This window comes from Bradyrhizobium lablabi (assembly GCF_018131005.1).
GTDB classification, from domain to species: Bacteria; Pseudomonadota; Alphaproteobacteria; order Rhizobiales; family Xanthobacteraceae; genus Bradyrhizobium; species Bradyrhizobium lablabi_D.
In genome coordinates, this window is sequence record NZ_JAFCJK010000025.1 from 1 (window position 1) to 12211 (window position 12211).

The window sequence follows — 12211 nt, forward strand, 5'->3', positions numbered from 1 at the left end:
ACTTTGAGTAAGCAGCCAAATTGACTAAGTTGAATGTGACTCGCGCCGGCCCCCACATCGGTCATTACTTCTCGACAGCGCAGATTTCGACAAGCTCATCGCGGTTGCTTACAGTGGCCGCCGGTCTCAGCATGGTTTGCAGCGCCGATCGTGTTCTTGATCTGAAACCAGTTGATGATTGCCGGAGGAGAGTGCGATGAGGAAACGCAAGGAGGTGTATCCCAAGCGGCTCGCTACGGTGAATGGTTGGGAGGTCTGGCAACTAGAGGAGCAATTGTTCTCGTTGCGGCCAGACCTCGGTGTCAACTTCGTCAATCAGCATGATGCCGTGACCTATGCCAAGCTGATGATGACGGCAGATGAATACCTTGCCGGTCATCAAAAACTGCGCGGATAGTCGCCCGCTCCTGCAACTTTTGACCCCCGGCCGCCACCGTGACCGGCCGCCAGCAACCGCCTTACAGGCAATCCCGAGCTCGACCAGGCGGCGGATAGCCTCCGACACTATTTCCCCTCAGTCGCCGGACAAACAAGAATGGACGGCTGCTTATTCCGACACGCCCAGTCGTGATAGGCGGCCCATCCCTGAGCGGCAGCGCCGATCCCACCGATCACCGTGAATATGGCCACGATCACCGCGATCCAGAACTGTCCCCAGGTAAGGTCGAGACGCCGGCCGACAATCTCGACCGGTTTGCCGTTCCAGTAGAGGCGTCCCTCGTTATCAATGCCAAGGCCGTCGGTCTCCCGCCAAGCTATGGCTCTAACGCCCTTCGGCCATTTGCTCTTGTCGATCGCTTGAAGAGGGACTCGGCGCAGATCTTCCTCGCGCTCCGCATTTTGCCGAGCGACGCGCTCTGCTTCTGTCTCCACGCTATTTCCCCTTCGCCATCAGCCCAGCATCGATAAGTCGACGAATCGCCTCGGGGCGCGTCAAGCCGGGATCTTTTTGCTTTTTGATCCAGGTATCAATCGCAGCGAGTTGGTCCGGCAGCACCCGTAGATGTACGGACTCCGCTCCGGTTGGGGGGCGACCCCTTGATTTTCTAGTACGCGTTATTGCTTTGCTCATGAATTTCGTGTACCAGAAAAGCGAACCGGTAGCAAGGTTGCAACTTGCCACCGGCTCTAGGCCCAACCACGGAGGTTACCCGATGGCCAGACTTGTCTGTAATTCTATCATAGCCGCGCAAGCCGCGGCCGAAAAAGCCGAGGAGCTCGTCAGCGTCCTGCAGGCTGTTTCCAAACTCTATGCACAGCGCGAAAAAGAGCGCGCCGAGCGCATCAAGAAGCTGGTCGAACGGAAGGCCACGACGGCGGGCCTTGCCGTCGCCGCAGCGGTGTTGATTTGCTCCACCGGTGCCGTTGCCGCATCGTCTGCGATTGATGCGGAGAAGTTGCCCGAACCTGCGGTAGACGAGGCGCAACCATATCCGCTAGACGAGCCGACGCGCCAGTTCCTCCTCGAGCTGTCCAGAAAGCCATGGACGCCTGAAAAATACGTGGCGGCATCGCCTGCGCCCGCGCGCACCTCAGCCAACAGCCTGACCGTCGGCGCGGGCAGGCTTTGGTCGACCTCTTATCATTCAATTCAGGCTGTGTCGGTCAGGAACGAATCGGCGTCGACATATGATGTCGTCTGGGTCGAGTGTGGCTTTTTCCGCCGCGGCGAACTGATAGCAGCTGAAAAGGGCCACGTCAGGAATCTTGCCGCAGGCGCGACCGGATTCACCTCGCTCTATGCATCGCAACCCGGCGCCGACACGACCGAGTGCCGCGTGTCCAGCGTCGAGGGAGCCAGGTCATGACGAAGCCCCAAAACACGCTGTTCGACGTCGCCGGCGACATGGAAGATGACATCCTGGCGCTCATCGATTTCGGGCGTGCGATCACTTGCATTGCCGACTCGCTCGGCCCCGAGGACGCCAACATGACCGCGCGTCTCGGCTGGACGATCATTGAACGCGCTCAAGCGGTGCTGCGGCGGCAAAACGCGCTGTACCACGCCCTGCATCCCAGCCGGGCCGAACCGCCGCCAGTGCGCAATGGAGGGCAGCAGTCATGACAACGATCGCCTGCAGCATTCTGCTCGCGTGGCTCGGCTTGGGCCTTATCGAGGCTTTCCGGCGAATCCCGCGGTCGTAAAAGGCCCGAAGCAATGGCCCGTCGGTTACGCCGACGGGCTTCCTTTTGACCCCATGGTGAGAACGATATCGGAACGGAGAACGATAGCGGAACGGTTGGTGGTGTGGGTTACGTCCGCCCGCCTTTCGCGCCACCTAGCGAAACACCGCGCGCCGCATGCATATTAGGCGCACGTCAAGGCACACCAAAAACACCGGAGATTATTCGACTATGGCACTACCTGAACGGAAAGAAATCTACGTCAGACTCCCTGCCGACGTCACCGCCTGGGTGAGAGATCAGTCCGCACGCACGACGGCCAGCCAGAACGCCACGATTGTTATGGCCCTCCGCGCCCAGATGGACTCAGAGCGGCAGAAGGCGGTGCGATGATGAGCGGCACGGAACAGCAGGGGTACCGTATAGCGTTCGCAGGTCGCGATCGATATAACGGCGCCATCCTCCGAATCGGCGACAAGGTGATCAAGCTCGGCAAGGACAGCGACAGCCTCTTGCTTGCGCAGGAGGTCGCCGACCGCTGGAATATGGCCGAACCTTTAGAAGCTTGGATGCAGGCGAAGGCGGCCGGCTGATTATGTCCCGCCTGTCGCCGCGCGATCTGTCTCTTCCCCGCTTCGCGCTTCGTCGTGATGAGGCTGCGGCTTCGGTCGCCGTCTCGCCGTCGAAGTTCGACGAATGGGTGGCCGCCGGCAGGATGCCGAAGGGCCGCAAGATCGACGGCGTGGTGCTCTGGGATACCGGAGAGGTTAGAGATTATTGGGAGCGGATGCGCGATGGCGTGCAGGCCGATAATCCATTCGATCGGATCGTCGCATGATCAAGGCTCGCATCAGGTACCTGATCGAAGACCGCGGCATGTACTATGTGCGCAAGCCGGGACAACGCAAGATCCGGATTAGGGAGACGTTCCAAGATTCCGACGGCCAAGTCACGGCCGCTTTCATGGCTGCCTATTTCAAGGCACTTGAAACGCTTGATGGAAAGGCTGCGGCACCGCCGCCGACTCCGCGAGAGAAAACGTTCTTTTGGCTGGTCGACCAGTATTACCGTTCGGCAAAGTTTAAGGGCTTCGATCCGCTAACACAGGCAGACAAGCGCAGCGTCCTGAACCGCTTCTGTGAGACCGCAGGCAACCTGCCGTATGCGGCGCTGCGGAGGGATGATGTCGAAGCTAGTCAGGAAAAGCGCCGAGAGACGCCGGCGGCGGCTGACAAGCTCGTGAAGTATCTGCGGTCGCTATTCGTCTGGGCGATCAAGAATAAGCACGCTACGTTCAATCCCGCATTGGGTGTGGAGAAAATCCACGATTCCGATGGTTGGCACACATGGACGGCTGAAGAGGTCAGCGCCTATCGCGCCCATCATCCAGTGGGGACTAAAGCGCGGCTCGCACTCGAGATCATGCTCAACGTCGGTGCGCGGATATCTGATGCCTGCCGGATTGGTCGCCAGCACGAGGGCGAAGGGCGCCTTAAGTTTGTCGCCTGGAAGGGCCGTAACAAGAGCAAGACGCGCCGGACGATTGACGTCCCGATCCTACCGGAGCTCGCACACGCGCTATCCAGCGCGCCGACCGGCGACATGACCTATTTGGTCAACGATCTTGGCCGTGGCTTCACGATCAACGGGCTTGGCAACAAGATGCGCGACTGGTGCGACGCGGCGGGGCTGCCGCAGTGTTCGGCTCATGGTTTGCGAAAGGCTTCTGCGGTGATCTTCGCCGAGAACGAAGCTACAGCACCAGAGCTGTGCGCGATCTTTGGCTGGTCGAAATTGGAAACGGCGGAAATTTACATTCGTGAGGCGAACAAGCGTCGGATGACGACGAACGCCTTTGCGCGCCTTGAGGATCATCGGAAACGGAAAAGTGTCTCAGTTCCGGGTCCGAAAACGAGCAATGAGACAAATCGGAAAAATAGTCGTGACAAATCAAAGCCCAAATAGCCAGATGGTGGGCCCGGCAGGACTCGAACCTGCAACCAGACCGTTATGAGCGGCCGGCTCTAACCATTGAGCTACAGGCCCCGCCGCGGACGGCCGCATCATCAAGCGTTGGCGCAAGGTCAGCGCGCGATGCGGTCGGCAACGGTGCGGGCTCCGTTTACAGGCTGCCCGGCGTTCCGGCAATGCCGCTCGATTGATTTGCGCGACGCCACGTCTGCCATTGTTTGCCATGTCCCCGGTCGCGGAAGGGCTGGTTTCCGGGCGAAAATCCGCTGCGCGCGAAATCGAAATTCCCGAACGATCTCAGGCTGATTTGGGTCGTCCAGTCCTTCTTGAGAAAATATTCCGCTTCCGTCGTCGGGCAAATCAGCACTACGAATCTGGCCGTCTCACCCGAATGAGGGGCGGCTCGCGATCGTCACGAACGTGGTGTGGGATGCGGTGGACGTTGCGCGCGTGACTGACGAGCACGCCGTGCGGCGGACGGTGAAATCGTGTGGTCCTGACGCCCCAGTGGCTGGCGTTAAGTTCTTTAGAAGCTCACGCTTCTCAGGGATGACGGTGACAACCAAGCCCGGTCTCGCCGGGGAGAGCGCGAAGTAAGCCGTAAACCATCGCGCAGGGAAAGCCGGGTTGATCCGGTTACACCTGTGGTCCTACCCCGGTGCTTTTTGTTGCACCGGGCCCATGGGTGCGATCGGCGCCCGGCTTTCCCTGCGCCCTCCGATTCAGGAGAGCGCCAATGGCGATGCAACACTCGGGCAAATCATGTCGCGAGAGCGCGCAATGCTGTCCCGTTCGATGATCGACCGGATGCTGACCGAAGCGTTGGTTCAGTCCGCCCCATCAATCGACCGACACGCCGGCGAACTCCACGACCTTGCGCCATTTCTCGGTCTCGTCGGCGACGAGCTTGCCGAATTCGGCCGGGGTCATCGGCTTCGGAATGCCGCCGACCTCGGCGAGGCGCGCCACGACCTTCGGATCCTTCAGCGCCTCGCCGACCGCCTTGTTGAGGGTCTCGACGATCTCGGGCGGCGTGCCCTTCGGCGCGGAAATGCCATAGAACCCGACCGCCTCGAATCCCGGCACGGTCTCGGCGATCGCGGGCACATCGGGCACGCCGGGCCAGCGCTGCGGCGAGGTGACGCCGAGCGCGCGGACATTGCCGCCGCGCGACTGCTCCAGCGCCGAAGGCAGATTGTCGAAGATCAACTGCACCTTGTCGGAGATGATGTCGGGGAAGGCGATCGCAGATCCCCGATAGGGCACATGCTGCATGTCGCACTTGGTCATCGCCTTGAACAGTTCGGCCGACATGTGCACCGACGTGCCGTTGCCCGACGACGCATAGGAGATCTTGCCGGGATTGGCCTTGCAATAGTCGATGAACTCCTTGACGGTCTTCACCGGCATCGCATTCGATATCACCAGCATGTTGGTGAGCTGCATGATGCTGGCAACCGGGGTGGTGTCGCGCAGGAAGTCGTAGGGAAGCTTCTTGTAGAGCGACGTGGAAATCGCGTTGTTGGGCGCGACGAACAGCAGCGTGTAGCCGTCCGGCGGCGAATTGACCGCGGCGGCCGCGGCGATATTGCCGCCGGAGCCGGTGCGGTTTTCGACCACGAATTGCTGGCCGAAATGATCCGACAGCCACTGGCTCATGATGCGCGCGACGATGTCGACCGGACCGCCGGCGGCAAAGCCGATCAGCCAGCGCACCGGGCGGTTCGGATAATCGGCGGCGAAGGCGGGAGCAGCAGAACAGGTGAGACAAAACAGGCCAAGCAATGCATTGCGGACAAACCGGATCATCCTGACTCCCGTCATTTTCTTGTTACCGTTGCCGGCATGCTTTCACAAATTGCGGCGTTTGCCTACAACCTCCGCCGTGCGACGATAGTCTGCCCCGCATGAATGCTGTTTGAGGCCATCCATGAAATTCGCTGTTGTGATTTGTGCCGGCGCGTTGCTGTTTGCGAGCGGCGCGGCGGCCGAAGAGGGAGGCAAGGCCATTTCGAAGACAACGATCAGTTTCGGCACCGCGACGCCGGGCGGCGGATTTCCGCTCTATGGCAACGCCTTCGCCGAAGCCATGAACGCGGCCGATCCGACGCTGTCGATCGAGCCGCGCAACACCAAGGGTTCCAGCGAGAACATACCGTTATTGGAGGCCGGCACGATCGACATCGCAACCGTTGCGGGCGAGCCGACCTATGAGGCGTTGAAGGGCATCGGCCGGCCGCCGGCGACCAAGCTGAAGATCCTCACCGCGATGTATTCGAGCCCGGGCATGTTCGTGGTGCGCGCCGACAGCCCCTACCGGACCATCCGCGACCTGGTCGGCCAGCCCATCGCATTCGGCGCCAAGGGCTCGGGCCTGCCGATCCTGTCGCGCTATGTCCTCGACGGCATCGGGCTGAAGCAGGACGAGGATTTCAAGTCGATCTATCTCGATCGCGCCGGCGATGGGCCCGCGATGGTGCAGGACGGCCGCGCCGCTGCGCTCTGGGGCGCCGGCATCGGCTGGCCCGGCTTCACTGCGATGGCCGACAGCGCGACCGGCGCGCGCTTCATCGCGCCGAGCGCGGAAGAGATTGCGCGCATCCTCGCCAGGCACAGCTTCCTCAAGCCGCTGACCATTCCCGCGAACAGCTATCCGAAGCAGAGCGAGCCGATCGCCTCGGTCGGCTCGTGGAGCTACATCCTCGTGCGCGAGAGCCTGCCCGACGATGTCGCCTACCGGATGGCGAGGACGCTGCACGCCATCGAGGCGACGTTCTGCAACAAGCTCGCGCAGGCCTGCGAGACCACGGCGAAGAACACGCTCGCCGCCGCGCCCGACGTCGCGCTGATCCATCCCGGCGTGCTGAAATATCTCCGCGAGCTCGGTGTGGCGAAGTGAGAGGCGCGAATAGCGAGTGGCGAATAGCGAGTAGCAGAGGGTGCTGTCTGTTCGCTATTCCCCACTCGCTATTCGCTATTCGCTCACTTCATTTTTTCACCAGCGGACACGCCGGATCGGGCGGACCGAACGCGTCCTCGCCCGAAATCTTCGCCAGGATCTTGTAATAGTCCCATGGATATTTCGACTCGTCCGGCGTCTTCACCTGCACCAGCCAGAGGTCGTGCACCATCAGATTGTCGTCGCGCAGTTTGCCGTTGCGGGCGAAGAAGTCCTCGACCGGCTTCTCGCGCATCTTGGCCGCGACTTTCAGCGGCTCGTCGGTGCCGGCGTCCTTGATCGCGTTGAGATAGGCCATGACGGAGGAGTAGACGCCGGCCTGCCACATCGTCGGCATCCGGTTCATCTTGGCGAAATAGCGCTTCGACCATTCGCGGGTTTTGTCGTCCATGTCCCAGTAGAACGAGGTGGTGAGCAGCAGGCCCTGCGCCGCGGGGAGGCCGAGCGAGTGGATGTCGGTGATCAGCGCGAGCAGCGCCGCCATCTGCTGGCCGCCCTTGAAGACGCCGAATTCGGCACCGGTCTTGATCTCGTTCATGTTGTTGGGCGGGCCGGCGGCGATGCCGATGATCTTGGCCTTGGAGGCCTGCGCCTGCAATACGAAGGAGGACAGATCGGGGGTTGCCAGCGGCGGTCTCACCGAGCCCAGCACCTTGCCGCCGTTCCTGGTGATGACCGAGGTGGCGTCGCGCTCCAGCGAATGGCCGAACGCGTAGTCGTCGGTGATGAAGAACCAGCTGTCGCCGCCGCGCTTCACCACGGCGTCGGCCGTGCCGACCGCAAGCGCGCGGGTGTCGAACACCCATTGCATGGTGTAGGGCGAGCAGAACTTGCCGTGGAAATCGGCGGTGCCGGTCGAATGGGTGATGAAGAGCCTTTTCTTCTCGTTGGCGACGTTCTGCACCGCGAGCCCGACCGCCGAGACCGGAACGTCGACGATCAGGTCGACCTGGTCGACGTCGTACCAGCGCCGCGCGATCCCGGCGCCGATATCGGCCTTCAACTGGTGATCGCCGATGATGACGGAGATCGGCTTGCCGAGCACCTTGCCCCCGAAATCGTCGATCGCCATCTGCGCGGCGGTGACGGAGCCCTGTCCGGTCGGCGTGGAGGCCGGGCCGTTCATGTCGGTGAGCACGCCGATCTTGACCAAATCGTCGGAAACCTGCGCGGTCGCAGCCGAAGAAGCCAGCAGCGCGGCGACGAGCGTTCCGAGCATGGATAGACTTCTTGCGATCATCCTGTCTCCCTCCCTGGATTGGCGCATTGGCCGATTTTTGCTTGTGCCGGGACCTTGGGACCCCGCCATATTGGTTTCTTTTGCAACCATTTCGGGGGCGCCGTCAACGCGCCTTCGGTCTAATGGAGGGTGTCCCCGGAAAAGCCAGGGAGTTTCTTTCGAACCCGATTCAGTCCATAGCGGGCCATGACCATTGCTCAACGCCTGCCGGCTTCGCTGACCCCGCTCGAGGTGGCGCTCGATGCTGTGCTGCGCGGGCTCGGACCGGTGGCGCCGATCGAATTGCCGCTCGCGGAAGCCTTGAACTGCATCGCGGCCGATATGCCGCCGCCCGGTCCGCACCCGCCGCGCGACCTCGCCGCCTCCGACGGCTGGGCGATGCGCTCCGGCGATCTGGTCGGCGCGTCCTCCTATGCGCCGGTGCCGCTGACCGTGCCGCCGGCCTGGGTCGAGGCGGGGGAAGCGATGCCGGATGGTACCGATTGCGTCGTCGATGCCGATGCTCTCGATACATCCGGTCCGCTTCCTCAGGTGCTTGCCGAGGCGATCCCGGGGCAGGGCGTCCGCCGCGCCGGCAGCGACATTGCCGAAGGGCGCGCGGTGACGGAAACGGGACGACGTGTGCTGCCGCGCGATCTTCTGCGCGCGCGGGCCGCCGGATTGGAGACATTGAGCGTGCGGCGGCCACGGCTGCATCTCCTCAACGTTCCCGCCGGCGAGATCACGGCAGGTTTCATCGCCGAGGTCGCGCGCGTCGCCGGCGCGGAGGTGGTGCGCAGCGAGGCGCCCGGGCGGGATGTCGCAGCGATCGCGGGCGCGCTCGATGTGCGTGGTTGCGATCTCGTCATCACGATCGGCGGCAGCGGCGTTGGCCGCGCCGATGCAACAGTGACGGCGCTGGCCGGCCGTGGCGAGGTTCTCGCCCACGGCATTGCCCTGCAGCCGGGCCGTACCGCCGCCGTCGCGCGGATCGATGCCACGCCGGTCGTCGCGCTGCCGGGCGCGCCGGATCAGGCCTTCGCCGCTTGGTGCGCCATCGCACTGCCCGTGCTCGACCGCCTGTCGGGATCTCGCGCGCGGAAGACGCTGGCGTTGCCGCTGACGCGTAAGGTGGCGTCCAGCGTCGGCCTGGCCGAGGTGGTGCTGCTCGAACGCCGGCAGGGCACCTGGGCGCCGTTGGCAGTGGGCGAACTGTCGCTCGATGCAATTGCTCGCGCGGAGGCCTGGCTGGTCGTGCCCGGCGACTCCGAGGGCTTTGCTGCGGACGCGCTCGTCGATGCCTATATGTTGCGCGAGTAACTTGCTGAGATGATCGAGATGCCCGCACCGAAACCCGATCCGTCTGTCGATCAGGACCAGTTCCTGAGCATCCTCTCGCGCGAGGAGGCGCTCACTCGCTTCGAGGCGGCGCTGTTCCCGCGCGAATTGCCGCGCGAGGCGCGTCGGCTCGCTGATGCGCTCGGTTGCGCGCTCGCGGATGACGTGGTGGCGCCGATCGACGTGCCGCCGTTCGATCGCTCCAATGTCGACGGCTTCGCCGTGCGCTCGGCCGATCTCGCGACGGCGAGCGAAGCAGCACCAGTGCGCCTGATGCTGAACGACGAGACGATCGCCTGCGGCACAGCACCGGCGCGGCCGGTGTTATCGGGAACTGCGACTGCGATCGCAACCGGCGGGCCGGTGCCGCGCGGGGCCGATGCCGTCGTCATGGTCGAGCACACCCAGCCGGCGGGCAATCGCGCGATCGAAGTCCGCCGCGCGGCCTCGCCCGGCCAGTTCATCTCCTATGCCGGCTCGGACATCGCACGTGGCGAGTCGCTGCTGCGTGCCGGCACCATCATCGGCTCGCGTGAGATCGGCATGTGTGCGGCCTGCGGCATCGCCGACGTTGAGGTGACGCGACGTCCGCGCGTTGCGATCCTCTCGACCGGTGACGAACTGGTGCAGCCCGGCCAGCCGCTGCGACCGGCCGCGATCTACGACACCAACGGCGCGATCGTGACGGCGGCGATCACGGAAAATGGTGGCGACGCCGCTTTCCTTGGCGCCGTCGCGGATGACGAGGGTGAACTCGAGGCCGCCATGCGCAAGGCGCTGGCCGAGAGCGACATGCTTGTGCTTTCAGGCGGAACGTCGAAGGGCGCCGGCGATGTCTCGCACCGGATCATCTCCCGGCTAGGCAGGCCCGGGATCATCGCGCATGGCGTCGCTCTGAAGCCCGGCAAGCCGCTGTGCCTCGCGGTCTGCGACGGCAAGCCGGTGATCATCCTGCCGGGGTTTCCGACCTCGGCGATGTTCACCTTTCATGACATGATTGTGCCGGTGCTGCGGCGGATGGCCGGGCTGCCGCCGCGCCCGGACGCCAAGGTGAATGCAAAGGTGCCGGTGCGGATCGCCTCCGAGCTCGGCCGCACCGAGTTCGTCATGGTCTCGCTGGTCGAAGGCGAGAGAGGCCTGATCGCTTACCCTTCCGGCAAGGGCTCGGGCGCGATCACGTCGTTTGCGCAGGCCGATGGTTTCCTGAAGATCGATGCGCTGGCCGACCAGATGCCGGCGGGCAGCGATGTCGAGGTGACCTTGTTCACGCCGCATGTGCGGGTGCCCGATCTGGTGATCGTAGGCAGCCACTGCACCGGGCTTGACCTCGTCACCGCGCCGCTGGCGCGCGCCGGTCTTTCGGTGCGCTCGATCGCGGTCGGCAGCCTCGGCGGTCTTGCCGCTGCCAGGCGCGGTGAATGCGATTTCGCGCCAATCCATCTGTTCGACGAGAAGACCGAGACCTACAACACGCCCTATCTTGCCGAGGGCCTCGAACTCGTGCCGGGCTGGCGGCGCATGCAGGGCATCGTGTTCCGAGCGGGTGACATACGCTTTGAAGGATTGAGTGCGGAAGAGGCGGTGCGCGCCGCGCTCGCCGATCCCGCCTGCATCATGGTCAACCGCAATCAGGGCGCCGGAACGCGAATCCTGATCGATCGGCTGCTCGAAGGCATGAGACCAGACGGCTACTGGAATCAGCCACGCTCGCACAACGCGGTCGCCGCCGCCGTCGCCCAGCATCGCGCCGACTGGGGCATGACCATCGCGCCGGTCGCCGCTGCCTCCGGTCTCGGTTTCATTCCGTTTGCCGAAGAGCATTACGACTTTGCGCTCGTGACGGCGCGCAAGCAACGGTCCGCGGTGCAGGCCTTCCTCGATGCGCTGGCGTCGGAGGAGGGGCGTGCCGCACTGACAAAGGCGGGATTCCGGCCGGCCTGAACGGGTGCAACGTCGCGGGCGTCGTGGCTCATCGGCAGATCGTGAACTTGCTTGGCGACTGCCGCGACTAACGCCGTGATGTCATCGAGCACCCTCAATGTCCGCATGCTTGCGGTCGTCGTCGCCGCGGCCGGAACGTTGTTCTGGCTCTATACATTCTATGCCATCGCACACGTACCGCCGGGCGACGGCACGGGTTTTCAATGGCTCGCCGTCATTCCGCTCGGAGTGATCTTTGGCGTGTTCTTCCTGCCGGCGTGGCTGCTGCTCGCCGTCGGCCGTCTGCCACGGTTCACCGCGGCGCTCGGCATTTTTGGACTGATTGCGTTCGCGGTGGTCTGGATGCAGTTGCTGTCGGAATTTCCGAAGTCCTAAAGTGCAAAAGCCATCCCGTGCGCGTTCCACGAGTCAATCAGCATTGTTGACCAGTCGACGATCTCTGACAGGACCGCGCGGCGTGTTATGCTGGCGCCGAAATGCGAGGGACGGCGGGAGCGCGGGCTTCTCACCGGCGCGGTGATTGCGTGGTCGCCTTGGCATTCGAAGCCACTTTTTCGGGGTCCATATGAGGATCTCCAGTCATCGACAAGGGAGGAGCGACCATGAAGATCGTCGTGATCGGAGGCACCGGCCTGATCGGCACGAAGACCGTTACGATT

Annotated in this window: 13 protein-coding genes and 1 tRNA gene; 10 read left to right on the plus strand and 4 right to left on the minus strand. The window is 63.4% G+C overall.

Annotation, left to right across the window (positions count from 1 at the left end; genetic code table 11):
- Positions 1-196: 196 nt before the first annotated feature.
- Positions 197-397: a hypothetical protein gene (locus JQ553_RS33930; protein WP_212504430.1), complete on the plus strand. Its 201-nt coding sequence runs from the start codon at positions 197-199 to the stop codon at positions 395-397.
- A gap of 107 nt (positions 398-504) precedes the next feature.
- On the opposite strand, the gene JQ553_RS33935 is transcribed toward JQ553_RS33930, so the two are convergent.
- Entirely contained in the window at positions 505-873 is a 369-nt protein-coding gene (locus JQ553_RS33935; protein ID WP_212504431.1) for a hypothetical protein, read from the minus strand.
- A gap of 197 nt (positions 874-1070) precedes the next feature.
- Between JQ553_RS33935 and JQ553_RS33940 the strand changes: the two genes are divergently transcribed.
- From JQ553_RS33940 to JQ553_RS33960, 5 genes are all read left to right on the plus strand, one after another.
- Positions 1071-1808, plus strand: coding sequence for a hypothetical protein (locus JQ553_RS33940; protein ID WP_212504432.1), 738 nt, complete (start codon positions 1071-1073; stop codon positions 1806-1808).
- A complete protein-coding gene (locus JQ553_RS33945; protein ID WP_212504433.1) occupies positions 1805-2065 on the plus strand; it encodes a hypothetical protein in 261 nt (86 codons plus the stop codon). Before JQ553_RS33940 ends, JQ553_RS33945 begins: the two co-directional genes overlap by 4 nt.
- 451 nt (positions 2066-2516) lie before the next feature.
- A complete protein-coding gene (locus tag JQ553_RS33950; RefSeq protein WP_212504434.1) occupies positions 2517-2717 on the plus strand; it encodes a hypothetical protein in 201 nt (66 codons plus the stop codon).
- A 2-nt stretch (positions 2718-2719) separates the two neighbouring features.
- A complete protein-coding gene (locus JQ553_RS33955) occupies positions 2720-2962 on the plus strand; it encodes an AlpA family transcriptional regulator (RefSeq protein ID WP_212504435.1) in 243 nt (80 codons plus the stop codon).
- Entirely contained in the window at positions 2959-4089 is a 1131-nt protein-coding gene (locus JQ553_RS33960) for a site-specific integrase (protein WP_212504436.1), read from the plus strand. The genes JQ553_RS33955 and JQ553_RS33960 overlap by 4 nt, the downstream gene beginning before the upstream one ends.
- Before the next feature lie 5 nt (positions 4090-4094).
- Here JQ553_RS33960 and JQ553_RS33965 read toward each other — a convergent pair.
- Together JQ553_RS33965 and JQ553_RS33970 are read right to left on the minus strand one after the other, a co-directional pair.
- Positions 4095-4170 (minus strand) — tRNA-Ile (locus JQ553_RS33965).
- Between the two features lie 765 nt (positions 4171-4935).
- Entirely contained in the window at positions 4936-5904 is a 969-nt protein-coding gene (locus JQ553_RS33970; RefSeq protein ID WP_212504437.1) for a tripartite tricarboxylate transporter substrate binding protein, read from the minus strand.
- A gap of 121 nt (positions 5905-6025) precedes the next feature.
- On the opposite strand from JQ553_RS33970, the gene JQ553_RS33975 reads away from it, so the two are divergent.
- A complete protein-coding gene (locus JQ553_RS33975; protein WP_212504438.1) occupies positions 6026-6994 on the plus strand; it encodes a TAXI family TRAP transporter solute-binding subunit in 969 nt (322 codons plus the stop codon).
- A gap of 88 nt (positions 6995-7082) precedes the next feature.
- Here the strand turns inward: JQ553_RS33975 and JQ553_RS33980 are convergent, their stop codons facing one another.
- Positions 7083-8273 (minus strand): ABC transporter substrate-binding protein, encoded by a 1191-nt coding sequence (locus tag JQ553_RS33980; protein WP_249144860.1) that lies wholly within the window; start codon positions 8271-8273, stop codon positions 7083-7085.
- Between the two features lie 213 nt (positions 8274-8486).
- On the opposite strand from JQ553_RS33980, the gene JQ553_RS33985 reads away from it, so the two are divergent.
- The 3 genes from JQ553_RS33985 to JQ553_RS33995 all read left to right on the plus strand — a co-directional run bounded on the left by JQ553_RS33985 (position 8487) and on the right by JQ553_RS33995 (position 11927).
- A complete protein-coding gene (locus JQ553_RS33985) occupies positions 8487-9593 on the plus strand; it encodes a molybdopterin-binding protein (RefSeq protein WP_212504442.1) in 1107 nt (368 codons plus the stop codon).
- Between the two features lie 18 nt (positions 9594-9611).
- Positions 9612-11552: a molybdopterin biosynthesis protein gene (locus JQ553_RS33990; RefSeq protein ID WP_249144862.1), complete on the plus strand. Its 1941-nt coding sequence runs from the start codon at positions 9612-9614 to the stop codon at positions 11550-11552.
- Positions 11553-11630: 78 nt separating this feature from the next.
- A complete protein-coding gene (locus JQ553_RS33995) occupies positions 11631-11927 on the plus strand; it encodes a hypothetical protein (protein WP_212504441.1) in 297 nt (98 codons plus the stop codon).
- The last annotated feature ends 284 nt before the right edge of the window (positions 11928-12211 follow it).